Annotated in this window: 26 protein-coding genes; 9 read left to right on the top strand and 17 right to left on the bottom strand. The window is 73.0% G+C overall.

Annotated elements, in window-relative coordinates:
- The first annotated feature begins 13 nt into the window (after positions 1–13).
- The 4 genes from ACPPVO_RS49950 to ACPPVO_RS49935 all read left to right on the top strand — a co-directional run bounded on the left by ACPPVO_RS49950 (position 14) and on the right by ACPPVO_RS49935 (position 3,546).
- Positions 14–625, top strand: a complete 612-nt coding sequence (locus tag ACPPVO_RS49950; protein WP_426506178.1) for a TetR/AcrR family transcriptional regulator — start codon at positions 14–16, stop codon at positions 623–625.
- Positions 626–730: 105 nt separating this feature from the next.
- Complete coding sequence (locus ACPPVO_RS49945) at positions 731–1,744, top strand: CAP domain-containing protein (protein ID WP_426506177.1); 1,014 nt, start codon at positions 731–733, stop codon at positions 1,742–1,744.
- Between the two features lie 248 nt (positions 1,745–1,992).
- Positions 1,993–2,865, top strand: coding sequence for a DUF4397 domain-containing protein (locus tag ACPPVO_RS49940; RefSeq protein ID WP_426506176.1), 873 nt, complete (start codon positions 1,993–1,995; stop codon positions 2,863–2,865).
- 15 nt (positions 2,866–2,880) lie between these two features.
- Positions 2,881–3,546 (top strand): class F sortase, encoded by a 666-nt coding sequence (locus ACPPVO_RS49935; protein ID WP_426506174.1) that lies wholly within the window; start codon positions 2,881–2,883, stop codon positions 3,544–3,546.
- A gap of 195 nt (positions 3,547–3,741) precedes the next feature.
- Here ACPPVO_RS49935 and ACPPVO_RS49930 read toward each other — a convergent pair whose 3' ends face one another.
- A complete protein-coding gene (locus tag ACPPVO_RS49930) occupies positions 3,742–4,632 on the bottom strand; it encodes an AurF N-oxygenase family protein (protein ID WP_426506173.1) in 891 nt (296 codons plus the stop codon).
- A gap of 48 nt (positions 4,633–4,680) precedes the next feature.
- Here ACPPVO_RS49930 and ACPPVO_RS49925 point away from each other — a divergent pair, with 48 nt between their 5' ends.
- Positions 4,681–4,962 carry a DUF4873 domain-containing protein gene (locus tag ACPPVO_RS49925; RefSeq protein ID WP_426506171.1) on the top strand — a complete coding sequence of 94 codons (282 nt, stop codon included), beginning with the start codon at positions 4,681–4,683 and terminating at the stop codon, positions 4,960–4,962.
- A gap of 183 nt (positions 4,963–5,145) precedes the next feature.
- Here the strand turns inward: ACPPVO_RS49925 and ACPPVO_RS49920 are convergent, their stop codons facing one another.
- On the bottom strand, positions 5,146–5,577 hold the full coding sequence (locus ACPPVO_RS49920; RefSeq protein ID WP_344503366.1) for an SsgA family sporulation/cell division regulator: 432 nt from the start codon (positions 5,575–5,577) through the stop codon (positions 5,146–5,148).
- Positions 5,578–6,047: 470 nt separating this feature from the next.
- Between ACPPVO_RS49920 and ACPPVO_RS49915 the strand changes: the two genes are divergently transcribed.
- A complete protein-coding gene (locus ACPPVO_RS49915; protein WP_426506169.1) occupies positions 6,048–6,422 on the top strand; it encodes a TIGR02611 family protein in 375 nt (124 codons plus the stop codon).
- A gap of 354 nt (positions 6,423–6,776) precedes the next feature.
- On the top strand, positions 6,777–7,133 hold the full coding sequence (locus ACPPVO_RS49910; RefSeq protein WP_360376013.1) for a histone-like nucleoid-structuring protein Lsr2: 357 nt from the start codon (positions 6,777–6,779) through the stop codon (positions 7,131–7,133).
- An 831-nt stretch (positions 7,134–7,964) separates the two neighbouring features.
- Here the strand turns inward: ACPPVO_RS49910 and ACPPVO_RS49905 are convergent.
- The 9 genes from ACPPVO_RS49905 to ACPPVO_RS49865 all read right to left on the bottom strand — a co-directional run bounded on the left by ACPPVO_RS49905 (position 7,965) and on the right by ACPPVO_RS49865 (position 17,001).
- Positions 7,965–8,387 (bottom strand): Hsp20/alpha crystallin family protein, encoded by a 423-nt coding sequence (locus tag ACPPVO_RS49905; RefSeq protein ID WP_360376011.1) that lies wholly within the window; start codon positions 8,385–8,387, stop codon positions 7,965–7,967.
- Positions 8,388–9,127: 740 nt separating this feature from the next.
- On the bottom strand, positions 9,128–9,700 hold the full coding sequence (locus ACPPVO_RS49900; protein ID WP_426514843.1) for a DNA-binding response regulator: 573 nt from the start codon (positions 9,698–9,700) through the stop codon (positions 9,128–9,130).
- A gap of 58 nt (positions 9,701–9,758) precedes the next feature.
- Positions 9,759–10,850: a sensor histidine kinase gene (locus ACPPVO_RS49895; protein WP_426506167.1), complete on the bottom strand. Its 1,092-nt coding sequence runs from the start codon at positions 10,848–10,850 to the stop codon at positions 9,759–9,761.
- Positions 10,851–10,863: 13 nt separating this feature from the next.
- Positions 10,864–11,601: an ABC transporter permease gene (locus ACPPVO_RS49890; protein WP_426506166.1), complete on the bottom strand. Its 738-nt coding sequence runs from the start codon at positions 11,599–11,601 to the stop codon at positions 10,864–10,866.
- A gap of 1 nt (position 11,602) precedes the next feature.
- Positions 11,603–12,475 carry an ABC transporter ATP-binding protein gene (locus ACPPVO_RS49885; protein ID WP_426506165.1) on the bottom strand — a complete coding sequence of 291 codons (873 nt, stop codon included), beginning with the start codon at positions 12,473–12,475 and terminating at the stop codon, positions 11,603–11,605.
- A gap of 78 nt (positions 12,476–12,553) precedes the next feature.
- Positions 12,554–13,114: a TIGR03086 family metal-binding protein gene (locus ACPPVO_RS49880; protein WP_426506163.1), complete on the bottom strand. Its 561-nt coding sequence runs from the start codon at positions 13,112–13,114 to the stop codon at positions 12,554–12,556.
- A 5-nt stretch (positions 13,115–13,119) separates the two neighbouring features.
- On the bottom strand, positions 13,120–15,225 hold the full coding sequence (locus tag ACPPVO_RS49875; RefSeq protein WP_426506162.1) for a xanthine dehydrogenase family protein molybdopterin-binding subunit: 2,106 nt from the start codon (positions 15,223–15,225) through the stop codon (positions 13,120–13,122).
- A 352-nt stretch (positions 15,226–15,577) separates the two neighbouring features.
- Positions 15,578–16,555, bottom strand: coding sequence for an FAD binding domain-containing protein (locus ACPPVO_RS49870; RefSeq protein WP_426506161.1), 978 nt, complete (start codon positions 16,553–16,555; stop codon positions 15,578–15,580).
- Positions 16,552–17,001 (bottom strand): (2Fe-2S)-binding protein, encoded by a 450-nt coding sequence (locus tag ACPPVO_RS49865; protein ID WP_426514842.1) that lies wholly within the window; start codon positions 16,999–17,001, stop codon positions 16,552–16,554. The genes ACPPVO_RS49870 and ACPPVO_RS49865 overlap by 4 nt, the downstream gene beginning before the upstream one ends.
- Before the next feature lie 83 nt (positions 17,002–17,084).
- Here ACPPVO_RS49865 and ACPPVO_RS49860 point away from each other — a divergent pair, with 83 nt between their 5' ends.
- Positions 17,085–18,032 carry a zinc-binding dehydrogenase gene (locus ACPPVO_RS49860; protein WP_426506159.1) on the top strand — a complete coding sequence of 316 codons (948 nt, stop codon included), beginning with the start codon at positions 17,085–17,087 and terminating at the stop codon, positions 18,030–18,032.
- A 3-nt stretch (positions 18,033–18,035) separates the two neighbouring features.
- On the opposite strand, the gene ACPPVO_RS49855 is transcribed toward ACPPVO_RS49860, so the two are convergent.
- A complete protein-coding gene (locus tag ACPPVO_RS49855) occupies positions 18,036–18,461 on the bottom strand; it encodes a rhodanese-like domain-containing protein (RefSeq protein ID WP_360375990.1) in 426 nt (141 codons plus the stop codon).
- Positions 18,462–18,531: 70 nt separating this feature from the next.
- Here ACPPVO_RS49855 and ACPPVO_RS49850 point away from each other — a divergent pair, with 70 nt between their 5' ends.
- On the top strand, positions 18,532–19,488 hold the full coding sequence (locus tag ACPPVO_RS49850; protein ID WP_426506157.1) for a helix-turn-helix domain-containing protein: 957 nt from the start codon (positions 18,532–18,534) through the stop codon (positions 19,486–19,488).
- A gap of 78 nt (positions 19,489–19,566) precedes the next feature.
- On the opposite strand, the gene ACPPVO_RS49845 is transcribed toward ACPPVO_RS49850, so the two are convergent.
- From ACPPVO_RS49845 to ACPPVO_RS49825, 5 genes are read right to left on the bottom strand one after another with little or no spacing between them, the layout of a single operon-like run.
- Positions 19,567–20,193, bottom strand: coding sequence for a maleylpyruvate isomerase N-terminal domain-containing protein (locus tag ACPPVO_RS49845; protein WP_426514841.1), 627 nt, complete (start codon positions 20,191–20,193; stop codon positions 19,567–19,569).
- A 2-nt stretch (positions 20,194–20,195) separates the two neighbouring features.
- Positions 20,196–21,113 (bottom strand): ABC transporter ATP-binding protein, encoded by a 918-nt coding sequence (locus ACPPVO_RS49840; protein ID WP_426506155.1) that lies wholly within the window; start codon positions 21,111–21,113, stop codon positions 20,196–20,198.
- Complete coding sequence (locus tag ACPPVO_RS49835; protein WP_426506153.1) at positions 21,110–21,889, bottom strand: ABC transporter permease; 780 nt, start codon at positions 21,887–21,889, stop codon at positions 21,110–21,112. The genes ACPPVO_RS49840 and ACPPVO_RS49835 overlap by 4 nt, the downstream gene beginning before the upstream one ends.
- A 10-nt stretch (positions 21,890–21,899) precedes the next feature.
- On the bottom strand, positions 21,900–22,676 hold the full coding sequence (locus ACPPVO_RS49830) for an ABC transporter permease (protein ID WP_426506151.1): 777 nt from the start codon (positions 22,674–22,676) through the stop codon (positions 21,900–21,902).
- A 13-nt stretch (positions 22,677–22,689) separates the two neighbouring features.
- Entirely contained in the window at positions 22,690–23,736 is a 1,047-nt protein-coding gene (locus ACPPVO_RS49825) for a hypothetical protein (RefSeq protein ID WP_426506150.1), read from the bottom strand.
- Between the last annotated feature and the right edge of the window lie 42 nt (positions 23,737–23,778).

Genomic DNA, 23,778 nt, shown 5'->3' with positions numbered 1-23,778 from the left:
AGGCTGTCAGGTCATGAACGATGCGGGAGTGCGGCCGCGGGTGGACGGGCGCACATTACGGGCCGAGCGCACCCGGCAGGCGATCACGGACGCGCACTTCGCGCTGCTGGAAGAGGGCGAGCTGCGGCCGACCGCCGAGCGGATCGCCGAGCGGGCCGGGGTGTCCCTGCGCGCGCTGTGGACCAACTTCAAGGACATGGAGGGCCTGTTCGCGGCGGCCGGCGAGCGGCTCATGGAGCGGCAGCGCGCGGAGTACCGCCCGGTCGAGCCGGACCTGCCACTGGTCGAGCGCATCGAGCGGTACTGCGCCCAGCGGGCCCGCCTCCTGGAGCTCATCGCCCCGGCCGCCCGCGCCGCCCGCATCCGCGAACCGTTCTCGGCGCAACTGCGCAAGAACCGGGCCTGGTACCTCGAGATCGCCCGCGAGGAGCTGCAGACGCTGTTCGGCCCCGAGCTCGACGCCGCCGGCCCGGCCCGGACCGAGATCGTCGACGCCCTGACCGTCGCCGTGACGTTCGCCGGCTGGTCGATGTGGCGCGACGAGCTGCACCTGGACGTGGACGGCGCCACGGCGGTGCTCCGGCGCGTGGTGAGCGCCCTGCTACCGGCCGCAGCCGCGGCATAAGTTTGGCTTAGACCGTCGTTAATTCGGCTCCCGCGCGCGAATCCGGCGCCTAGGGGCTTCTAGTGTCGACTGCGGCTCTGACCGCAAGCATGCATGGAGGCCCCGGTGTCAGCGTACGGAGACGGTTACGCGGACCGCTACGACCCGTACGGCGCCCAGGCCGGCCGCCACGACGACCGCGGCGGCTACGGCGACGACCGGGGTGGCTTCAACGACCGGGGCGGCTACGGCGGCCAGGGCGGCCAGGGCGGCTACGGCGACGACCGGGGCGGCCAGGGCGGCAACGGCGACCGGGGCGACAGCTGGGGCGAGCGCGGAGAGCGCCAGGAGCCCGGCTTCTACGACCAGCCCCGCGGCTACCCCGCCGGCGACTACGACGAGCTCCCGGGCGGCGCCGACCAGGACGAGGCCCGCCGCGGCAAGCGCATGCTGCTCGTCGCCGGCATCGGCGCGGTCGCGCTCGTCGTCGTCGGCGCGGTCGCCTTCGGCGGCTCGCTGCTGCTGTCCAAGAGCTCCAACGCCGCCCCGCAGTCCAACGTGGCCGCCGGGGCCGCGGCCAGCATCGAGGCCGGTGACCTGTTCGGCGGCGCCTCCGGCGACCCGTCGGCGGCCGGCAGCGACCCGGCCGGGAACGCCACCTCCGCCGCCCCGACGACCAAGGCGGCGACGCCCGCCCCGAAGACCACGGCGCCGACGGCCAAGAAGACCACGGCCGCGCCGGGCGGGGGCAGCAACGTGGCGTACGAGAACCAGGTCCTGGCCCTCGTGAACACCGAGCGGGGCAAGGCCGGCTGCCAGCCGCTGAACTACAACGCGAAGCTGCGCGCGGCCGCGTACAAGCACTCGGCCGACATGGCGGCCCACAACTACTTCTCGCACGACTCGCAGGACGGAACCTCCTTCGCCACGCGTATCTCGAACGAGGGATACAGGTGGTCGAACGCGGCGGAGAACATCGCCAAGGGCCAGCGCACGCCCGAGGAGGTCATGAACGCCTGGATGAACAGCGCCGGGCACAAGGCCAACATCCTCAACTGCAAGCTCAAGGACCTGGGCGTCGGCCTGGCCTACCAGGGCAAGACCGCGATCTGGACCCAGGACTTCGGCACCCAGATGTAGCGAAGGGTACCGATAGGTAACTTTCCTCGTCCGGACGGACGTAGTGCCGCAGCACAGCGTTGGGCACCGTACACCTTGCGCGATGATCGCTGCCCAGCATGGGTGGCGCGTTGCTCAGCGACGTGCCAGACTCACCGCGATCGGTGCTCACGGTGCCCGTGCGGATTACTCACTCGACCCCCGCGGGTGCGTTCGACCCATTCCTGGTTCCTGAAACAGCGAGCTGTGTTCACAGCAGGGGGTTCAACGTGTTGGCTGCTCCCCAGCGGCGGCGGCTCGCGGCGTTAGCCGCCGCGGCGCTGCTCGGCCTGGGCCTGACGATGGTGGAGGCCTCGCCCGCGGCCGCGGCCGGCGTCGGGTATGTCCGCCTCGCCCACCTGTCGCCCGACACTCCGGCGGTCGACGTCTATCTGAGCTCCGTCAGCGGGGCCATTCCGCAGCAGAAGTTCGATGCCGTCGCGTACGGCACCGTCTCGAAGTACCTGCCCCTTCCGCCCGGCACCTACGCGGTGGCGATGCGCAAGAAGGGCGACCCGGCCTCGGCCGCGCCGGTGCTGAGCACCCAGGCGACGGTGGAGGAGGGCAAGGCCTACACGGTCGCGGGCACCGGCAAGTTCGCCGACCTCGGCCTGCGCGTGATCGCCGACGACCTGGGCCTGCCCGCGTCGGGCAAGGCGAAGGTGCGGGTCATCCAGGCCTCGGTGAAGCAGCCGATCCTGGACGTCTCGGTGTCGGGCGGCACGAAGATCGCCGACGGCGTGCAGTTCGCCACGACGACCTCGTACCAGACGGTCGACCCCGGCCGCTGGACGCTGCGGCTGGCGGCCCCGAGCGCGACCAGCGCCGCGACGACGGTCACCGCACCGCTGAAGGCCGGCGCGGTGTACTCGTTGATCATCCTCGACGGCAGCGGCGGCCTGACCGCGCAGCTGCGCACCGACGCGTCGAGCAGCGGAGTACCCGAGGGCGGCGTCGACACGGGCGGCGGCGGCACCGCCGGCGGGTCGACGGGGATCGACCCGCTGCTGCCGATCGGGGCCGGGACGGCCCTGGTCGTGCTGGCCGTGGCCGGTGGTCTGCTCTGGCGCCGTGGCCGTTCGCGCACGGCGGCGGCCGCGTAGCCGCCGCTCGACATCATGGGCAAGACGGGCAAGGTGGTCAGGCATCGGGCGCTGCGACAGCGCCTGAACCTGACCGCCACCCGGCGCCGGACGCTGATGCTCATCGGCTGCGTCCTGGCCCTGGCCGCACCGATGATCGTGGGGGCGGCGACGCTCGTCGGCCGGCGGGTCGACATCGACGCGGGCGACGCGACCTGGATCGTGCCGCACAGCATTGACCTGTCGGCCGTGACCGCCGCGCCGGACGCGCCCCCGTCCCGGCTGCGCATCGCGAAGCTCGGCGTGGACACCCCGCTGGAGAGCCTGCAGATGGACGCCGCCGGGATGCTGGAGAGCCCGAAGGTGTACGGCGAGGCGGGCTGGTTCACCGGCGGCACGTACCCGGGCGACGCGGGCCCCGCGGTGCTGGCCGGCCACGTGGACTCCAAGACCGGCCCGGCCGTCTTCTACCGCCTGCACGAGCTGCAGCCGGGCGACACGGTCGACGTCCAGCGGGGCGACGGCTGGCTGACGTTCCGCGTGACGGCGAGCGAGCACTACGCGAAGGCGCAGTTCCCGAGCACGCGCGTCTACGGGCCGACGCCGGTGCCGGAGCTGCGGCTGATCACCTGCGGCGGGACCTTCGACCAGGCCCGCCATTCGTACCGCGACAACCTGGTCGTCTACGCGGTGCTGACCTGAGGCTGATCCGAGCCTGATCTGAGCGGAAGTTTAGGGTCGGTGTGCCAGGTCGCCTCGCGGCGATAGGCGCAACACGGCTCCAGCCGAACGGTATTCCGTGAAGGCAGTGTGGTGAGGCCCGGGGACACACAGCACACCGACTCCCTGAACCGTAGCGCGCCGGCCACGCATCGTCTCGTGATCGGGAACACATCGCTAGATCAGGGCGGCGGCTCGCCAGATGCGCTGCGCGGGGCCCTCGACCAGGCCCAGCTCCTGCAGGTAGGTCGTGACCCGGGTGCCGGCCCAGCGCAGCGTCTCCCGGAAGTGCGGGTTCGCCCAGGCGACCGCGCGGGTCCGGGCCGGGTCCAGCCCGACCGCGGCGTACGCGTACGGGTTGATGAGGGTGTGGGTGACCGTGTACGCGGCGCGGGCGACGATGATCTGGCAGTACAACCGCCGCGTTCTGCCCGCGGACGCGACCTGCCGGGCGAGCTCGTCCCGGGCGAACTTGATGTGTCTCGCCTCCTCGACCACGTGGATCCGCGAGACCATCCGCACCAGCGGCTGCAGGCTCTCATCGGCCATCGCCTCGCGCTGGAGGGCGTCGAGGATCTCCTCGGCGACCAGCGCGGCCGCGAATGTCTGGATGCCGCCGGCGGTCGCGCCCAGGTAGCGCCCGAGCGCGCGGTGCACCGCCGCCGGCCGGTACGCGGGCGCGCCCAATGCCTCGATCATCCGGCCGAACATGATGCTGTGCCGGCACTCGTCGCCGATCTCGGTGAGCGCGTACTGCACGTGCTCGCTGCGCGGGTCCATCCCGCTCACGTGGCGCAGCAGCATGCGCATGAGCAGCACCTCGAACCAGATGCCGATGCTCGCGATGCTTGCCACCTCGTGCTTGGACAGCTCGACGCGCTGCTCGGACGTGAGCGAGTCCCATAGCGGGGTGCCGTGCAGCGACAGGCGGCGCTCGGGGGCGTACATGACCCCGGCCGGCTGCGGGGCGCTCCAGTCGATGTCGACGTCGGGGTCGTACGAGTTGCCCGCCGAGATCTTGAGCAGGCGGGCGGCGGTGACCTCGCGAGCGGCGGCGACATCCGGCATGGCGGCCCTCCTTGACGGTACCGGCCGGGGTTGGTACTAGTCAGTACCATGCCCGAGGAATCGCCGGTGGTCAAGGCCTCGCTCGTCGCGGGGGAGCGGACCTACCAGGTTGAGCTGCGCCTTTCCGGTCACTTCCAGCCCATCGACGGCCGGTTCCATTGGAGCGCGCGGATGTCGGCGGGCCCGGAGGTCGTGGCGCTGTTGCGCTCCGGGCGGCGTGACGTGCTGCTCGCGGGCCGCAACGGCGCCGACCCGGTGCCCGCCCGGCTGGTCGAGCTCAACCCGTGGGGCGAGATCCGGGTCGCCGGCACCGGCCGGCCGCCCGGATGACAGCATCGGGCGCCACGCGTGCCCCGCTCCCGGCGATGGCGGCTTGCCGGAGGTGGCGGGCTCGCGTGGCGCCCGGATTCTCGCTTGTTATTCGGGTGTACCGCAGGTGGCAGTCGATGGCCGGCGGGTACGGGTGGAGCGGGCTTTTCCGGCGGGCGGGTGGTGCCGCGGCCGGGGCCGGTTTCAGCGGCCGGCGAGGAGCCGGCTCACCGCGTTGTCGACGTCGAGGTGGTCAGTCTCGTGGCCGCGTGGCACGACGCTGTAGGTGCGCCGCAGGAACCGCACCAGCACGCTGCGCGGAACCTCGAACAATGCGTTGCCGTCCGGCGAGGACAGGGCCAAGGCGACGAAGTCGCCCCGCGGCCCGTTCCAAGGCCAGACTCGCACGTCGCCGATCCCGGCCGGCTCGTCGAGCCCGGTGAACAGCAGCTCGCGGGCGAACGACCAGCTGACCGGCTCGCCGCCCGCCGACTCGGCGTGGAAAAGGACGTGAACCGCGTACGGGTCGTTCGGGTCGTAGCGCAAGCTGGCTCGCACCGGCAGCGCGGTCGCGTCGGGCGCGACGAGTCGTAGGGATGTCTCGACCTCGACGGTCGATGGTCGGATAGCGCTCATGTCGTACTCCCCCCGGCACCGCTTGCGGAGCATGCCGTGCCCCGCCTCTCTATGTTGAGGCGATTCCCAGTGTTACGCGTAGTGATTCTACGATCTCACTCTGTAGTGTTTCTGGGCCCGATTTGCCGTCAACCGAACATCGTGCGTGTGATGTCCAGTTTTCTGGGCGCGGTCGGGGTCCTTGACGTGACGTGTGGGCCGTACGTCAATTCATTCCGGTAACGTCCCGTGGTCCACGGGAGTGACGGGTGTTTGCGTGATGGGAACGAGAATTGCGCGCCAGTGAGGTGGACGGGTCGGGCGTTACGCCTGATTCCGGACCGCCCCCGGCCCGCGAGGGTGACTTCCGGCGTGTCGCAGCCGGGGTTGTACCCCATGACTGGATGCGAACTTCGTCGGTTTTCGTACCGTATGTCGCTACCGTGCGTGATTAGTCCGATTGTTGGTCGGCCGTGGATCATGGAGCGGTGATGTCTTCCTGGCGGGTGCGGGCCGACCGACTCCGTGATGGTTATCTGCGGCTGCGGGCGCGTGCGTACGCCAGCCCGCTCGGCCGCATCGGCGTGAAGCTCGCCGTCGCCGTGCTGGGCACCCTGGTCGTCGCCGTCGGCGTGGTACTCCTGCCGTTGCCCGGCCCCGGGTGGGTCATCATCCTGGCCGGGCTGGCCCTGCTGGCGATGGAGTTCGCCTGGGCTCGCCGGCTGCTGCACTTCACCCGGGCCCAACTGCTGCGCTGGACCGGCCTGGTGCGCGAGGGCTCGTGGCTGGTGCGGATTATCTCCGTCGGCGGCCTGTTCCTGGTGGTCGCGGGTGCGATGCTGCTGTCGCTGCGGATGCTCGCCTGACTCCACATCTGCGATCTTCTGGATCGCGTGGGTGAGTTCTCGCCATCCTGGCGGGGTGGCTCTTGCTGCTGATCGGACCCCACTGATCCCGCCCAATTCGGCGCGTGCACTTTACCGATCGTGTGCGTTTCGTGTTGTATGCGTTTCGTGACATGCCGATTTCGGGGCCGGGGGAGCGAAAGGGCTACCGTGGAGGTAATCTCGCCCGAGTCAAGGCGTAGCATGTCGCGAAGTAATGTGTTTGTGTCCGAATGATACGCCCGGTGCGCGCGGCGCCGAGTCAGATCGGTTCGGTCCGCATAGGCTGTGCACAACGGTTCTGTACACCTGGGTACCACCGAGGAAAGGCCACTCATGGCAAAACGCGTCATCCACGAGCTGATCGATGACATCGACGGCAAGCCCGCCGCCGAGAGCATCGTGTTCGCGCTCGACGGCGTGCAGTACGAGATCGACCTGTCCGCCGGCAACGCCTCGAAGCTGCGCGACGCGGTGGCCCCCTTCGTCGCCGCCGCTACGAAGATCGGCCGCGGCGGCGTCGTCGCGACCACGCGCGGCCGCGAGGCCCGCGGCCGCAGCGTGACCCGCGGCGATCGCGACCAGAACCGGGCGATCCGCGAGTGGGCGCAGGCCAAGGGCATCGACGTGTCCGACCGGGGCCGCATCAAGCAGGACATCGTCGACCGCTACCACGCCGAAGCGGGCCGCTGACCGCACGCGACACGGGCGGGCCGGGAGCACGAATTACGTGCACCCGGCCCGCTGTTGCATTGGTGAGGCCATAAGCCCGATCGTCAGCCGCTTTCCGCCCCGATTCGCTTTGCTCTCACCGCTTTGCCGCCCGCACCGCGCATTGCCGATCGCGGTGGCGGCCTATCCCGGTACGCCCGCTTTGCCGCACCTCTTTGCCCGACCCGGCCGCCGCTTTCGCCCCGCCTTTGCCCCGGCGTGTTTGCCCTCGCGATAGCCCTCGGCGTTTGCCCCGCGTTTGCACTCACCGCCGGCCTCACCGTTTGCCCGCCGTTTGGCCACATGGTTTGGCCGCCGGGTTGCCGGTCGCTTTGGCCCCGCGCTTTTGCTCTTGGCCGCCGAGCCGACCTTGTTGCCGCGCGAGGTCCGGCGGGCGGGACGCCCGCTCGCGCCCCGGCTCGGGCATTTCGCCACCGGGCAAATAAGCCGGATCATCACCGCGAGCGCATCGGGAATAACCGGCTGTGGCGATGTCGATCGATTCGGAATGCACCCCGGAAACGCGACGGCCGCGGCCCCTTCCGGGACCGCGGCTCGTTCACCCTCGCGGGGGGCGCTTCCTGAGCGGCCGCCGCTCGCCGGGCCATGGCCGGCTCGGCGCTTGCGGGTGCACTCCGTATGCACCCCGGAAACGCGACGGCCGCGGCCCCTTCCGGGACCGCGGCTCGTTCACCCTCGCGGGGGGCGCTTCCTGGGCGGCCGCCGCTCGCCGGGCCATGGCCGGCTCGGCGCTTGCGGGTGCGCTCCGTTTGCGGCGGCGACTGGTTCGCGGTGGCCGCGGCTGTCGGGCTTTTACTGCGCGGCGGCGAGCTCGCGCTGGGTGGTGCTGATCTCGATCTTGCGCGGCTTGGCCTGCTCGGCCACCGGGATGCTCAGCGTGAGCACGCCGGCGTCGTAGGCGGCCTCGAGGCGCTCGGTGTCGAGGCTGTCCCCGAGCACCAGCCGCCGCGTGACGGTGCCGGTCGGCCGCTCGGCGATGACGCGGCGGACACCCTCGCGCTCGGTGCGGGTCCGCTCGGCGCGGACGGTGAGAACATTGCGGTCGACGGTGGCGTCGATGGTGGCCGGGTCCACGCCGGGCAGATCGATCTCGACGAAGAACGTGTCCCCGTCGCGGTACGCGTCGAGCGGAGCCGCAACGCCCCCGCGAACCGGCGAGCCGAAGAACTGGTCGAACGAGTCAAAGGACCGGAACGGAGCGGTGCGCAGCAACATGATGAAGTCCCTCCAAGGTTGAGCCCGTGTCGCTCAAGTCTTACAACCTCGGACATGCCCACCGTCTTCCGCGCTTACACGTGACCTGAGTCACCGGGACTCAACTTTCGATAAGTCGGGCGCTCCGCGCCGCGACTTATCGGATTTATCGCCTGCCGGGCGATAAGTCGGATCGGATGCGCACCAGCGGCTCGAAGAGCCGGCGAGGTGGAGGTGCGGTGCGGTGGAGGCGCGGTGGGCGCGTGGGAGCCGCCGCGGGATTGGTGGCGCCGAGCGCCTGGGATGTGGCGGGTCAGAGCGGGTGGGGGATTGGGCGACGCGGTGGCGGTCCGAGCCGTGGTCGGATCGGGCCGAGCCGCGGCTGGGTCGGGCGGCGCGCTGTGGCTAGGTCGGGCAGGGCCGTGGTCGGTCGGAGTCCGTAGCGGGGTTGGGCCCACCGCGGCGGACCGGATGGGCGGCGCGCTGTGGCTGGGTCGGGGGGGCGCCGTGGTCGGATGGGCGGCGCGCTGTGGCTGGGTCGGGGGGCGCCGTGGTCGGATGGGCGGCGCGCCGTGGCTGAGCGGGGCGGAGCCGTGGTCGGTCGGAGTCCGTAGCGGTTTGGCCCACCGCGGCGGATCGGAGTCCTCAGCGGGATGGGCCCACGGCGGCGGCCCGGAGTCCGTCGCGGGGTCAGGTGGCGCGACGGCGGTCAGAGCCGTGGCGGCGCCGTGGCCCGTCGCGGGGGTCGAGGTGAGGGCGGGTCAGAGCCAGCCGCGGGACTGCGCCACCCCGACCGCCTCGATGCGGTTGCGCGTGCCGGTCTTCGTGATCGCGGCCGACAGGTAGTTGCGCACCGTGCTCTCCGAGAGGTGCAGCCGCTTGGCGATGTCGGCGACCGTGGAGCCGTCGCCCGCCTCGCGCAGTACGTCGCGCTCGCGGTCGGTCAGCGGATCCGGGCCCGCGGCCAATGCGGCCGCGGCCAGGTCCGGGTCGACCACTCGCTCGCCGGCGAGAACGCGGCGTACGGCGGCGGCCAGGGACTCCACCGGGCCGTCCTTCACGAGGAAGCCGCTGGCGCCCGCCTCCATGGCGCGCCGCAGGTATCCGGGGCGCCCGAACGTGGTCAGGATCAGCACCCGGCACCCGGGCAGGCGCCGGCGCAGCTCGGCCGTCGCGCTGATGCCGTCGCCGCCGGGCATCTCGATGTCGAGCAGCGCCACGTCGGGCCGCGCCTCCAGGGCCGCCGCCACCACCGCGTCGCCGCTGGAGACCTGGGCCACCACCTCCAGGTCGGGCTCCAGGTCGAGCAGCAGCGCCAGAGCGCCACGCATCATGCCCTGGTCCTCGGCGAGCAACACGCGGATCGTCACGACCCAACCTCCAGATGTCCGTTCACAGGGGAAGCCGTGCCGTCAGGGCGAAGCCGCCGTCAGGGCGGGCGCCGGTCTCCAGCGTCCCGCCCGCGTTGCCCAGTCGCTCGCCCAGGCCGCGCAGGCCGTTCCCCGCCGCCGGGGCCGGGGACGACGGGGCGAAGTCGCCGTCGTCGGTCACGGTCAGGACCGCGGCCTCGTCGGTCAGGGTCACGGCGATATCGCAGCGCGAGGCCCCGCTGTGGCGGATGACGTTCGTCGCGGCCTCGCGCACCACCCAGGCGAGGAGACGGTCGGCGGCGTCGGGCAGCGGGTCGGCGGTGCGCACCACGTCGGCGGCGATGCCGGCCGCGGTCAGGGCGCCCTTCGCGCGGGCGAGCTCGGCGGTCAGGCCGGTCTCGCGGTAGCCGGTGACGGCCTCGCGGATCTCGACCAGCGCGCGCCGGCCCACCTGCTCGATGTCGGCGGCCTGGGCCGCCGCCGCGGCCGGGTCGCGCTCGGCGATGCGCCGCACGACCTCGGCCTTCACGACGATGACGGACAGCGTGTGGCCGAGCAGGTCGTGCAGGTCGCGGGAGAAGCGCAGGCGCTCCTCGGCGACCGCGGCCTCGGCCAGCGCCTCGCGGGTCTCGCGCAGCTCGGCGACCAGCCGCTGCATCTGCCGGACCGAGCCGACCAGCAGCGACGACAGGATCGTGCCGATGGCCACGCTGCCGGTCTGCCACCAGCTCGCGCCGACCGCGAACCCGAGGCCGAGCACCGTGGCGAGGCAGCCGGCGAACCAGTAGACGGCCATGACCGGGCGCTCGGTGCCGGCGTACACCGCGACGCCCCCGACCGAGGCGTACAGCATGAGGATCAGCCAATGCGGGCCGTACGCCAGCGCGAGCCCGATCGCGAGCGCCCCCGTGACGCCGATGAGCACGTGGTGCCGGCGGGTGACCGAGGTCGAGCCGAAGCCCAGGGCGGCGGTGTACACGTACACCAGCTCGAACGCCACCAGTCCGACCAGCGCCGCGGCCGTGGTGACCGTGCTCAGCGGGTCAACGAGGGCGAACGTCCACACCGCGACCCAGATCATCCCCCCGATCGTGGGGCGCGGCCCGCGCTTCATGCCGTCCACCCTTTCACAGCACCGAGATGCGGCGAACGGAGCGGCGGAAGCCGTACACCGCGAGCCCGGCGAACGCGACAAGCCACACGGCCAGGATCGCCACGTCGCCGACGCTCGGGGCCCCGCCGAACGCGACCCGCCAGGACATGTCCGCGTAGGCGTGGGTGGGCAGGAGCCGGCCGATCGAGGCGACCCAGCCCGGCATGATGTCCAGCGGCAGCCACAGCCCGCCCACGATGGACAGCCCCAGGTACACCAGCAGGTTGAGCGGCTGCGCGGTCTGACTCGTGGCCAGGTAGCCCAGCCCGAGCCCGAGCAGCGCGAACGGCAGCGCCCCGACCCACAGCAGCGGCAGGATCGCGAGCCACTGCCCGGCGTCCAGGCGCACCCCGTTGATGAGCACGGCGGCCAGGCACAGCGCGAGCACGGGCAGCAGCCCGGCGGCCATCGCGGCCAGCCCCTTGCCCAGCACCACCTTGACCGGCGACAGCGGGGTCAGGCGCAGCTGCCGCAGCCAACCGATGGAGCGGTCGATCACGAGCCCGGAGGCGTAGTTGAGCAGGCCGCCGATCGCGCCGTAGCCGGCCATGGAGACCATCGTGTAGACGGCCGCGACGCTCTTGTCCTGCCCGGTGACGGTGCTGATGTTCGTGAACAGCACGTAGCTCAGCAGCGGCATGAGGACGGTGAAGATGAGCAGCCCGGGGGTGCGGACCAGCCGGCGCAGCTCGAGGCGGATGTAGGGCAGCATGTCAGGCCTCCAGGCGGGTCAGGGCGAGGTACGCCTCTTCGAGCCCGGCGCCGGCGACCTCGAGGTCGTGCAGCAGGCCCGCGGCGGCGAGGGCGAGGACGGTGGCGTCGGAGTCGGTGCTGGTCAGCACGGCCCGGCCGGCCTGTTCGGCGACCGCGACGACTCCGGGGAGTACCGCATAATCCGCTTTTCGGTCCGTGACACTGACCGTGCGCACCGCCACGCGCCGCTTCACGTCGGCGGCGGTGCCGTCGGCGATGACCCGCCCGCGGTCGAGGACCACGATGCGGTCGGCGTTGTCGTCGGCCTCCTCGAGGTAGTGCGTCGAGAAGAGGACCGTGCGGCCCTGTCCGGCGTAGGTGCGCATCGCGGCCCAGAAGGCGCGGCGGGCCTCGACGTCCAGCGCGGCCGTCGGCTCGTCGAGCACGAGCAGGCCGGGGCGGCCGATGAGCGCCATCGCGAAGCGCAGCCGCTGGGCCTGACCGCCGGAGAGCCGCTCGACGGTCCGCCCGGCCAGCCCGGTCAGGTCGGCGAGCTCGAGCGCCTCGGCGACCGGCATCGGTTGCGGGTACACGTCATGGAGGAACCGCAGCAGATCCCCGACGGTGGACCGGGGCAGCAGCCCGCCGGCCTGGGGCATCGCGCCGACGAGACCGGCGGCGGCCGCGGCCGACGGGGCCCGGCCGAAGAGCCGGACGCCGCCGGTGCGGGGCGGGAGCAGCCCGAGCAGCATCAGCAGGGTCGTCGACTTGCCGGCCCCGTTGGGCCCCAGCACCGCGACGACCTCGCCGGCCGTGACCGTGAGCGTGACGTCCTCCACGGCCCGGACACTGCCATAGGCGTATGACACTTTTTGGAGCTCGACGGCGTTCATGCCGCTCACGCTAGGTGCGCCGCGACCCCACCGGCAGATTCGTCGATCTCGGTCCGGCGGTGACAAATGTCCTGGAGGTCAGCGGGGGACGCGTCCGAGCCGCAGCAGGATCCGGTCCATTGTGGATGCGTCCGCCGGCGCCGGGAGGGCGGGCGCGAACGCCGTCGTGGTGCCGGGCACCGACTCGGCGATGGGCAGGGCCTGCCGGAGTACCTCCTCGGGCAGTTCCCACGCCAGGCCGAGCGTCGTGGCCACGTCCCAGCCGTGCACCACGTAGTCGATGGCGTGCGCGCCGATGCCGCGCCAGGCCGGCAGCGGGGCCGGCGCGAGCTCCGCCAGCGCGATCGGGGTCTCGAGGTCGACGGCGGCGAACGCGGCGATGACCTCGTCGGCCGCGGCCGCGTAGTCGGCGGCCGGGTCGGCGCCGAGCGGCCGCGGCGCCCAACGCTCCAGCGGCCAGGCCTCGCCCCGCGCGGCGGCGGCGAAGCCGAGGTGCTGCACGGTCATGTGGGCCAGCAGGTCGGCCAGGGTCCAGCCGGTGCAGGGGGTGGGCCGGGTCAGGTCGAACGGGCCGTCGAGCAGGGCGACACTTGCTCGCACGGCCGTCGCGTCCGTGGTACGGAAGTCCGGAATGGCCATGGACCTCATCCTGGCACGGCGCGCAGCAGCGCGGCCGGCGTGATCGGCAGCGAGCGCACCCGCACCCCGATGGCGTGGTACACCGCGTTGGCGACCGCCGCCGCCGCGCCCACGATCCCGAGCTCGCCGAGCCCCTTGGACCCCATCGGGTTCAGGTGCGGGTCGTCCTCGGGCACGAACGACACGTCGATGCGCGGGATGTCGGCGTTGACGGCGACGTGGTACGACGCCAGGTCCGACGTAACGAAGTCGCCCGTGCGCGCGTCGAGCACCGTCTGCTCCAGCAGCGCCATGGACACGCCCATCGTCATGCCGCCGACGAGCTGGGACCGGGCCGTGGTCGGGTTGACGACGCGGCCGCCCGCGAAGACGCCCAGCATGCGGTCCAGGCGCACCTCGCCGGTGCCGGGGTCGACGCGCACCGCGCAGAACTGGGCGCCGAAGGCGTGGCGGGCGTACTCCCCGCGCTCGGCGATGTCGGCGGTGGTGTCGGCGGACACGGCGACGCCCTCGGGCGGGACCTGGCCGCCGTGCACGCGGTCGATGCGCTCGCGCAGCAGCCGGCACGCCTTCGTCACCGCCCAGCCCCACGAGGACGTGCCCATCGAGCCGCCGGCGACGGTGGCGAAGCCGATCGCGCTGTCCCCGACCCGGATCTCCACACAGGACTCGGCGCAGCCCAGCGCGTCCGCGGCGATCTGGCGCATGACCGTGCGCGCGCCGGTGCCGATGTCGGCCGCGTTGACCGCGACCTCGAAGTGGTCGTCGGCGGTGGCGCGCGCGGTCGCCGTCGACGGCCACGTGATCGCCGGGAACGACGCCGCGGCCACCCCGGTGCCGAGCAACCAGCGGCCCTCGCGCCGGCACGTCGGGCGGGGGTCGCGGCCGGCCCAGCCGAACCGCTCCGCGCCCTCGCGCAGGCACTCGACCAGGTGGCGGCTGGAGAACGGCAGGCCCTCGGCGTCGCGATCGGTGTCGTTGCCGATGCGCAGCTGCACCGGGTCCCAGCTGCCGGCCGCCGCCAGCTCGTCGATCGCCGACTCGAGCGCGAACGAGCCCGGGCACTCGCCGGGGGCCCGCATCCAGGTCGGCGGCGGCACGTCCAGCGCGACGACGCGGTGGCTGGTGGTCAGGTTCGGCGTGGCGTAGTGGACCCGGCTGACGACGGCGCACTGCTCGGCGTACTCCACCAGCCGCGACGTCTGGCTGATGGACTCATGCCCGATCGCCAGCAGCCGGCCGTTGTGGTCGGCGCCGAGCCGGATGCGCTGGATGGTCGGGGTGCGGTACCCGGCCAGCGCGAACAGCATCGAGCGCCCCAGGGCCAGCTTGACCGGCCGGCCGACGGACCGGGCGGCCATCGCGGCGAGGACCACGTTCGGCCGCGGCATGCCCTTGGCCCCGAAGCCCCCGCCGACGTGCTCGTTGTGCACGCGCACCATCTGCGGCGGGAGCTCGAAGAGCGCGGCGAGGGTCTCGCGTACCGTCGACGACGCCTGCGTCGCGTCGAACACGTTGAGCTTCCCGCGCTCCCAGAACGCGGTCGTCGCGTGCGGCTCCATCGCGTTGTGGTGCTCGGTCGGCGTGCGGTAGGTGGCGTCGACGCGCACGTCCGCGGCCGTGAACCCGGTTTCGAAGTCCCCGTGGTCCAGCCGTCCCTGGTAGCCCGCGTTGACGATCTCGGGCTCGTAGAGGCCGGGGTGGTCGGCGCGCAGCACGGTGTCCGCGGCGGACACCTCGGCCTGGACGTGCACCGCGTCGGCCCCCTCGCGGGCCCGCTCCGGCGTCGTGGCCACCACGAGGGCGACGACCTCGCCGTAGTACCGCACCTCCGCCGACTGCAGCAGCATGAGGTTGGGGTCGTCGCCGGGCTCGAGCCGCGGCGCGTTCCCGTGCCACAGCACCGCGAGCACCCCGTCAACGGCGAGCGCGTCCGCGATGTCCACGTTGGACACCCGGCCGCGGGCGAACGTGGCCTGCACCGGCCATGCGTAGCACTCGCCGGGCAGGTGGTGGTCGACGGCGTACCGAGCCTGGCCGCTCACCTTGTCGCGGGCCTCGAGGCGGGGCTCGGCGCGTCCGATGTGCACCGGCGCAAACCTCGTGATCACGGCGTTACCTCCGCTTCGCTCCGGCGACGCCGCGACAACGGCTGTGCTTCATGGTGAGCGGCCTCTCCGCTTCGCTCCGAACCGCTCACGGCGTTACCTCCGCTTCGCTCCGGCGACGCCGCGACAACGGCTGTGCTTCATGGTGAGCGGCCTCTCCGCTTCGCTCCGAACCGCTCACGGCGTTACCTCCGCTTCGCTCCGGCGACGCCGCGACAACGGCTGTGCTTCATGGTGAGCGGCCTCTCCGCTTCGCTCCGAACCGCTCACGGCGTTACCTCCGCTTCGCTCCGGCGACGCCGCGACAACGGCTGTGCTTCATGGTGAGCGGCCTCTCCGCTTCGCTCCGAACCGCTCACGGCGTCATCTCCCGCAGTAGTCCGACGGTCAGGTTGCGCAGGAGCGGCACCTTGTACCCGTTGTCGCGCAGCGGTTTCGCCGTGGTCAGCTCCTCCTCGGCGGCCCGCTCGAAGCTCTCCGGCGTCGCCGGTGCCCCGCGCAGCGCCCGCTCCGCGGCCCAGGCGCGCCACGGCAGGTGGGCGACCGCGCCCCAGGCCAGCCGGACGTCGTGCACGACCCCCTCGCGCACATCCAGGGCGGCCGCGACCGAGCCCGCGGCGAAGGCGAACGAGGCGCGGTCGCGGACCTTGCGGTACCGCGAGCCGGCGGCGATGGCGCAGTCCGGGAGCACGACGGCGGTGATGAGCGATCCGGGCGGCAGGTTCGTGTCCCGGTCCGGCCGGTCACCGGGCCGGCGGAACAGGTCGTGCACGCTGATCGCGGCGGGGCCGTGGGGCCCGATGTAGTGCACGGAGGCGTCCACCATGGCCAGCGCCACCGCCAGGTCGGACGGGTTCGTCGCGATGCACTGCGGCGACGCGCCCAGGATCGCCAGGTCGTGGTGCTCGCCGTCACGGGCGTCGCAGCCGGAGCCCGGGATGCGTTTGTTGCACGCCTTCGTGAGGTCCTGGAAGTACCGGCACCGGGTGCGCTGCAGCAGGTTGCCGCCGACGGTCGCGCGGTTGCGCAGCTGCCCCGACGCGCCCGCGAGCAGCGCCTCGGACACGGCCGGGTACCTGGTCCGGACCACCGGGTGCGTGGCCAGCTCGCTGTTCGTCACCAGCGCGCCGATGCGCAGCCCGCCGCCCTCGAAGGTCTCCACCTCGCGGTACGGCAGGTCGCTGACGTCCACGATGAGGTCGGGCGCGGTGACCCCGAGCTTCATGAGGTCGACGAGGTTCGTGCCGCCGGCCAGGTACGCCGCGCCCGGGCGGACCATCGTGGCGACCGCGCCCTCGGCGTCCTCGGCCAGTTCGTACCGGAACGGTTTCACAGCGCCCCCGCCACTTCGTAGACGGCGTCCGTGATGTGCGTGTACGCGCCGCACCGGCAGATGTTGCCGCTCATCGCCTCGCGGATCGCCGCCGGCGACTCGGTCTCCTCCGGGGTGAGCCCGACCGCGGAGCAGATCTGCCCCGGCGTGCAGAACCCGCACTGGAGCGCATCGTGCGCGATGAACGCCTCCTGGATCGGGTGCAGCCCGTGCCCGGCGCTGAGGCCCTCCACCGTCGTGACCGCCTTGCCGTCGGCCGAGCAGGCGAGGATCAGGCAGCTGACCACCCGACGCCCGTCCAGCAGGACCGTGCAGGCCCCGCACTGCCCTTGGTCGCAGCCCTTCTTCGCCCCCGTGAGTTCGAGGTGCTCGCGCAGCGTGTCCAGCAGCGTCGTCCGGTTGTCCAGCCGCAGCTGGTGCTCGAGCCCATTGACCTGCAGCGTGATGTCGCTCTCGGTATCCGTCCTGCTCACGGCGCTGTCGCTACCCGCCTTGACATGAACCATGCTTCAGGTCCGAGGGTGGTTTCATGCGTGTGATCGAGGTGGCCCGCTTCGGCGGTCCCGAAGAGCTCGTCCTGGTCGACGCCCCGGCCCCGGTGCCCGGCCCCGGCCAGGTGCGGATCGCGGTCGCGGCCGCCGACACCCTGTGGCTGGAGACGATGGTCCGGGCCGGCCGCGGCGACCCGTTCTTCCCGGTGGACCTCCCGTACCGCCCGGGGGTGGGCGTGGCCGGCACCGTGACCACCGTCGGCGGCGGCGTCGATCCACAGTGGATCGGCCGCCGGGTGGTCGCCTCCGTCGGTCACGCGGGCGGCGGCTACGCGACCGAGGCCCTGGCCGCCGCGGACGCCCTGGTCCCCGTGCCGGACGCGGTCGCGGACCGCGACGCCGCGGCCGTCCTCCACGACGGCGTGACCGCCCTGGCCGTGCTGGGCATCGCGCCGGTCGGCCCCGGCGACCGCGTCCTGATCACCGCGGCCGCCGGCGGCATGGGCGCCATCCTGGTCCAGCTGATCGCGGCCGCGGGCGCGACGGTGATCGCCGCCGCGCGCGGCGAGGCCAAGCTCTCCCGGCTGCGCGCGCTGGGCGCCGGGCAGGTCGTGGACTACTCGGAGCCGGACTGGACCCGTTCCGTGGCCCCGGTCGACACGGTCCTGGACGGCGCGGGCGGCTCGTACGGCCGCGCCGCGTTCGGCCTGGTGCGCCCCGGCGGTCGCTTCTCGGGCCACGGCATGCCCGCGGGCGGCTTCGCCACCGGGCCCGCCGGGGCCCACGACGTCACGACGACGGGCATCGAGGCCGTGCAACTGTCCCCGGCCCGCCGCCGGGCGCTGCTGTCGGAGGCGGTGCAGGCGGTGGCCGCGAAGCGCTTCGAGCCTTTGATCGGTCAGGTGTACCCGCTGGCGGACGCCCCGTCCGCCCACCGCGCGATCGAGGAGCGCACGGCGATCGGCAAGACCCTGCTCGTGCCGTAGCTCTCAGCAGTCGCAGGACACGGCCCAGCGCGGGGCGGTGAGCTCGTCGGCGGGCCGCCGCTCCGTGCCCTGCGAGGTCTCGAACTCGAGCCCCTCGCGCACCCAGTACTCGAACCCGCCGATCATCTCGCGCACCCGGTACCCCAGCCGCGCGAACTCCAGCGCCGCCCGGGTGGCCCCGTTGCACCCGGGGCCCCAGCAGTACGTGACGACCTCGGCGTCGCGCGGCACGACCTCGCCCGCGCGGACGGCGATGTCCGCGGTGGGCAGGTGCACGGCCCCGGGGAGGTGCCCCTGCGCCCAGGCCTGGTGCCCGCGGGAGTCGACGACGACAAGGTTCGCGGCCCCGGCCGACAGCGCCGAGTGCACGTCGCTGACATCGGTCTCGAACCGCAAACGGCGGCTGAAGTGCTCGATCGCTTCGCTCATGGGAGAAGCCTGAGGCCTGCGCGCCGCCGCCGACAGTGGCGAAAACGCCCACCATCGCTAAGATCTCGTCATGCGCCCGAGCGTCGCCGTCCTCGCCTACTCCGGGATGTCCCTGTTCGAGACGGGCATCGTGACGGAGATCTTCGGTCTTCTGCGGCCCGAGCTCGACGTCCCGTGGTACCGCCTGACGATCTGCGCCCCGGCCCCGGCCCCCGTGCCGGTCCTGGGCGGTGCCACCCTGCACCCGGCCGCCGGGCTGGACTTCCTCGCCGCGGCCGACACGGTGATCGTGCCCGGCGTCGAGAGCGTCCGCGCCGACCCGGCCCCGGAGGTCCTGGCGGCCCTGCGCGCAGCCCACGCCCGCGGCGCGCGCATCCTGTCGATCTGCTCGGGCGCGTTCGCCCTGGCCGCCGCGGGCCTGCTCGACGGCCGCCGCGCCACGACCCACTGGCGCTACGCCGACGTGTTCCGCGCCCGGTACCCGCACCTCGACCTGGACCCCGACGTGCTGTACATCGCCGAGGGCGACGTGTGGACCAGCGCCGGCAGCGCGGCCGGGCTCGACCTGTGCCTGCACGTGGTGCGCACCGACCACGGCGCCGCGGTCGCGAACGCGGTGGCCCGGCGGCTTGTCGTCCAGCCCCACCGCGACGGCGGCCAGGCCCAGTTCATCGAGGCCCCGATGCCCGCCGACGCCGACGACGACCGGATCGCGGCGAGCCTCGCGTGGGCCCTGGCCCGCCTGCGCGAGCCGCTGACGTTGGCGGACCTGGCGCGCCAGGCGCACATGTCACCGCGGACGTACCTGCGGCACTTCACGCGCGCGACCGGCACGAGCCCGATCCGCTGGCTGCTGCGCCAGCGTGTCCAGGCGAGCCTGCCCCTGCTGGAGACGACCGACGCCCCGATCGAGCAGGTGGCGGCGGCCGTTGGCTTCGACGCCACGGTGACGTACCGCCACCACTTCACGAACGCGATGCGGACCTCGCCGTCCGCGTACCGCCAGGCCTTCCGGGCCCGCGACTAGGGGCTGTACCGAAGTGGGGGTCGGAGCGAGGCGACGCCTGAGTCCGCCGCAGCCCGGCCATCCACTTCGATACAGCCCCTAGCTGCGCTCGGCCAACGGCCGGCCGTCCCACTGCCACGACGTCCGCGGCTCGTGCCCGGGCAGCTCGGCGCGGCCCGTCGCCCACAGCAGCACCAGCCACGGGTCGTCGTGCGCCGGCACGTCGACGAAGAGCCGGTCGAGCACCTTGCGGCACAGGTCGGCCGGCGGCGCCCACGGGCGCTCCACGGTGTCGGCGATGTCCCACGCGTGCACGAGCACCTCCACCACGCCCATGGCGGCGAAGCCCTCGGGATCGCTGATGCCGTACGGGTGCCAGCCCCGGCGCGAGGCCGGAGCGGCGTCCACCACCCCGGCGAGCATGCCGCCGCACGCCTCCAGGACGCGCAGCAGGCCGAGGGTGCCGCCCGTGGCCTCGACGAAGATGGTGCTCGCCGGGCCGCTGTCGCGCAGCGAGCGCCACACGATCGGCAGGTAGGACTCCCGGGGGCTGTCGGCGGCGGCGATCTGCCCGGCGTAGGCGAACAGGTCGTCCGCCGTGTGCTCGACGGTCTCCCAGCACGTCCAGGACAGCGTGCCGGCGGGGCGCCCCCAGCCGTCGTCAGGCACGTCGGCGAAGGCCGCACGCACCAGGGACACGGAGCGGAGTACGTCGGCGCCGTTCATCGTCACCCTTCCGACGCTAGCAAATACAGGTGCCGCACAACGCCCTCGATGTCGGGCTCCTCGATCGTGAGGTCGTGCAGCTGGGCCGTCCCGGCCACCGAGGCGAGGATCGCGGCCACCGTCGTCGTGCCCGGCGCGAACGACAGCCGCTGCCGCAGCCCGCCCGCCTCCACGCCCACCAGCCGCGTTCCCGGCACCGCGGACAGCGGCGGCGCCGGCTCGGCCAGGTCCAGCACCAGGATGCGCTCGGCGCCGACCTGCCGGGCCAGCGTGTCGAGGGTGCCGTCGAAGGCGAGCCGCCCGCGGTCCACGACGAGCAGGCGGTCGGTCAGCCGGCGCACGTCGCCCATGTCGTGCGTGGCCAGCAGCAGGGTGGTACCGAGGGCGCGCTGCTCGATGAGGAACGTGCGCAGCCGCTCCTTGCTCAGCACGTCGAGGCCGATCGTCGGCTCGTCGAGGACGAGCAGCTCGGGGGAGTGCAGCAGGGCGGCCGCCACCTCGCCGCGGATGCGCTGGCCGAGCGAGAGCTTGCGCACGGGAGTGTCCAGAAAGGACGTGAGGTCGAGCCGCTCGGCGAGCTCGGCCAGGCGCGGGCGGTGGTCGAGGCGGTGGATGGCGCCCAGCGCGCGGTATGAGTCGCGCAGTGGCAGGTCCCACCACAGCTGGCTGCGCTGGCCGAAGACGACGCCGATGCGCCGGGCCAGGCGGCGTCGCTGCCGCATCGGCTCCAGGCCGCAGGTGCGCACCGCGCCGGCCGTGGGCCGCAGGATGCCGGTGAGCATCTTGATGGTGGTGGACTTGCCGGCGCCGTTGGCCCCGATGTAGCCGACCGCGGCGCCCCGTTCGATGCCGAACGTGAGCCCGTCGACGGCGACCACCTTGCCGAAGTGCCGCCGCAGGTCCGTGACCTCAATGATCATGATCCCGCCCCCGTGTAGTGCCGCAGCCCGGATCGCCAGCCCAGCAGCGCCACGCCCCAGAGCGCGGCCGCGGCCACCGGCGCGCACCAGCCGACCCAGGCCGGGAACCCGGGCGGCGGCGGCAGGCGCAGCAGAGTCAGCGCCGGCAGGTACGCCACGAACGCCGTCGGCACCACGAACGTGAACAGCACCCGCACCGGGTCCGGGTAGATCGTGGTCGGGAACTGCGACGCGTACTGCCCGCCGTAGACGAACGACGAGGTGACGTCGGAGCCCTCGACGAGCCAGAACTGCACCGCGGCCGCGGCGGTGAACAGGGCGGCGAAGACGGCCGCCCCGCAGAGCACGGTGAGCGCGACGAGCAGCACGTTCGCGGCCGTCCACCGGATGTCGAGCCGGGCCAGGACCAGCGCCGCGACGACCGCGCCGGCCGCGGTGCGCCCGAGCCGGCGCAGCGACAGCTCGGCGGTGACGAGCTGCATGAGGACCGGCAGCGGGCGCAGCAGGAACGCGTCGAGCGTGCCGGTGCGCAGAAACCCGGGCAGCGCGTCGAGGTGGCCGAAGAACAGGTCGGCAAGGCTCATCGCGATGTGCCCGAGCGCGAAGACGAGCAGGGCCGCGCGGAACGTCAGGCCGCCGAGCGCGGGCACGTTGGCGAAGACGACATACATCTCGCACAGACCGCTGACGGTCGCGCCGACGCTCGCGAACAGTTCGATCGCGAACGATCCGCGGTACACCGTCTGCGCCCGCACGTGCATCCGCGCCAGGGTCACGTAGGGCCCGCTAACCACCCTGCACCACCAGCTTCCGCGTGCCGAGGGCGAAGACGGCACGCCCGAGCCCGAGCAGACCCAAAAGCCAAAGAGCCTGCGTCAGTACCGTCGAGAGCCCGGCCTTTCCGGTGAGCACATCGATCGGCGCCTGCAGCAGCGAGGGGAACGGTGTCGCCGCGGCCACCACGGCCAGCCAGTGCGGGAACCAGCGCACCGGCACCACGAGCCCGCAGAGCACGCCGGACAGCACCAGGTACAGCGTCATCGGCCCGCGCAGGTCCAGCAGCCAGAACGCGCTGAGGTTCACCAGCCACCGGCATGCGAACGACAGCGCGCAGGCGATCGTGACGCTCACCGCGCCGAGCGCGTAGGGCGCCGCCGCGTGCGGCAGCGTGAGCCCGGTGATCAGGAGCCCGGCCAGCAGCGGCGGGATCCCCCGCGGCAGCACCGAGAACGCGGCCCGGCCGAGGTCGGCGGCGAAGTAGGAGAGCATCGGATCGACCGGGCGGGCCAGGTCGACCGCGATGTCCCCGGAGCCGATGCGCTGCGCCAGCTCGGTCCAGGTGAACAGCATGACCGGGCCGATGAGGGCCTGGCCCAGCCACACGTACGTGGCGGTGGTGGCCCGGTCGTAGCCGGCGAGGGTGCCGCCCGCGGTGCCGACCACGGCGATCATCACGGCCGAGCGGATCAGGCCGAACACGCAGTTGGTGAACGCGGCCCCGAGGGTGGCCAGGCCGTACGCGGACCATCGGCGGAAGCCCAGCACGAAGAGGGTCGCGTACACGGGCAGGATTGTGTCAGCTCGCCATCGGCATATCGACCGGATTCGGGCCGGCGTCCTGCCACTGGCGCAGCATCGGGGTCACCGCCCAGCCGAGCTCCCGTTCGCGGGAGGCGGCGTCGGCGCACCGGGCGGCCCAGCTGCGCGCGGCCCGGGGCAGGGGCAGGCCCGCGCCGAGCAGCTCGTCGCGCAGCTCGTAGAGCACGGCCGCGGCGTGCTCGAACGCGGGGACCTCGCGGGCGCGCTCGTCGAGGGCGGCCATCCAGTCGAGCTCCCGGCCGCCGCAGGCCGGGCAGTCGCAGGACCACAGCCGCGGGTCCGGACGGGTGCGTTTGGCGCGCTGGACCGCGCTGATCCGGCGGTACGACATCGTGGGCTTGAAGATCGTCGCCGGCGGATGGATCTTGTCGGTTTCCCGGGGCGCGAGGTGGCGCAGCGCGGCGACGGTGCCGACGGCCGCCGCGACCGCGCCGTGGCACAGCGCGCCCAGCGACGACAGGTCGCAGCGCAGCAGCATGACCGGGGTCGCGCCGCCGAGCAGGGCCAGCAGCCCGGGCACGCACCCGGGCAGCGCGAACGGGTCGGCCCGGGCCTCCAGCACCAGCGCGACCGGCACGGCGGCGTCGCGGAGGTGGCCGGTGAGCCGGGTCAGGTGCAGGCGGTCGCGCAGCCACGCCGGGTGCAGGGGCAGCACGGCGATCGCGTCGGGGATCGCCATCGCCCGGTGCAGGATGCTGGCCAGGCCGGCCTCGTCGCCGGCGTCGACGTACCCGGAGTCGGTGAGCACGGGCAGGCCCAGCTCACGCTGGCGGCGCAGCCAGCGCGGGTTGAACGGGGCGCGGGCCGGCATGCGGTCGGGCCCGGCGTACCGGGCCGCGTCCAGCAGCAGCGGCGCGCCGAAGCGGGCCCGGCCGAGCAGGTAGGCGGCGGTCTCGAGCAGGCCGTGCTCATCGCCCTGGTGGGGCGCGACGACCAGCCCGCCGTGCGGCCGGTCGGCGATCGGGGCGCAGCGCAGGGCCTGGTTCGCCGTGCAGTACACGAGCAGGCTCCGCGCGTCGAACATGACCCACCTCACGTTGGGTACATCGATCGTAACCAATCGTAG

This window comes from Dactylosporangium sp. McL0621 (assembly GCF_049995355.1).
In the GTDB taxonomy this organism is placed as follows: domain Bacteria; phylum Actinomycetota; class Actinomycetes; order Mycobacteriales; family Micromonosporaceae; genus Dactylosporangium.
Note: the sequence above shows the minus strand (reverse complement) of the source record. Positions and strands in the feature narration are given on the sequence as shown.

Coding starts and splice junctions, on each gene's coding strand:
- ACPPVO_RS49855 (WP_360375990.1), bottom strand. CDS start 18,461: ATGAGCGAAGCGATCGAGCACTTCAGCCGCCGTTTGCGGTTCGAGACC.
- ACPPVO_RS49840 (WP_426506155.1), bottom strand. CDS start 21,113: ATGATCATTGAGGTCACGGACCTGCGGCGGCACTTCGGCAAGGTGGTC.
- ACPPVO_RS49900 (WP_426514843.1), bottom strand. CDS start 9,700: ATGATGCGTGGCGCTCTGGCGCTGCTGCTCGACCTGGAGCCCGACCTG.
- ACPPVO_RS49860 (WP_426506159.1), top strand. CDS start 17,085: ATGCGTGTGATCGAGGTGGCCCGCTTCGGCGGTCCCGAAGAGCTCGTC.
- ACPPVO_RS49825 (WP_426506150.1), bottom strand. CDS start 23,736: ATGTTCGACGCGCGGAGCCTGCTCGTGTACTGCACGGCGAACCAGGCC.
- ACPPVO_RS49930 (WP_426506173.1), bottom strand. CDS start 4,632: ATGCCGGATGTCGCCGCCGCTCGCGAGGTCACCGCCGCCCGCCTGCTC.
- ACPPVO_RS49915 (WP_426506169.1), top strand. CDS start 6,048: ATGTCTTCCTGGCGGGTGCGGGCCGACCGACTCCGTGATGGTTATCTG.
- ACPPVO_RS49850 (WP_426506157.1), top strand. CDS start 18,532: ATGCGCCCGAGCGTCGCCGTCCTCGCCTACTCCGGGATGTCCCTGTTC.
- ACPPVO_RS49910 (WP_360376013.1), top strand. CDS start 6,777: ATGGCAAAACGCGTCATCCACGAGCTGATCGATGACATCGACGGCAAG.
- ACPPVO_RS49885 (WP_426506165.1), bottom strand. CDS start 12,475: ATGAACGCCGTCGAGCTCCAAAAAGTGTCATACGCCTATGGCAGTGTC.
- ACPPVO_RS49920 (WP_344503366.1), bottom strand. CDS start 5,577: ATGAGCGCTATCCGACCATCGACCGTCGAGGTCGAGACATCCCTACGA.
- ACPPVO_RS49935 (WP_426506174.1), top strand. CDS start 2,881: ATGGGCAAGACGGGCAAGGTGGTCAGGCATCGGGCGCTGCGACAGCGC.
- ACPPVO_RS49950 (WP_426506178.1), top strand. CDS start 14: ATGAACGATGCGGGAGTGCGGCCGCGGGTGGACGGGCGCACATTACGG.
- ACPPVO_RS49895 (WP_426506167.1), bottom strand. CDS start 10,850: ATGAAGCGCGGGCCGCGCCCCACGATCGGGGGGATGATCTGGGTCGCG.
- ACPPVO_RS49845 (WP_426514841.1), bottom strand. CDS start 20,193: ATGAACGGCGCCGACGTACTCCGCTCCGTGTCCCTGGTGCGTGCGGCC.
- ACPPVO_RS49890 (WP_426506166.1), bottom strand. CDS start 11,601: ATGCTGCCCTACATCCGCCTCGAGCTGCGCCGGCTGGTCCGCACCCCC.
- ACPPVO_RS49925 (WP_426506171.1), top strand. CDS start 4,681: ATGCCCGAGGAATCGCCGGTGGTCAAGGCCTCGCTCGTCGCGGGGGAG.
- ACPPVO_RS49880 (WP_426506163.1), bottom strand. CDS start 13,114: ATGGCCATTCCGGACTTCCGTACCACGGACGCGACGGCCGTGCGAGCA.
- ACPPVO_RS49905 (WP_360376011.1), bottom strand. CDS start 8,387: ATGTTGCTGCGCACCGCTCCGTTCCGGTCCTTTGACTCGTTCGACCAG.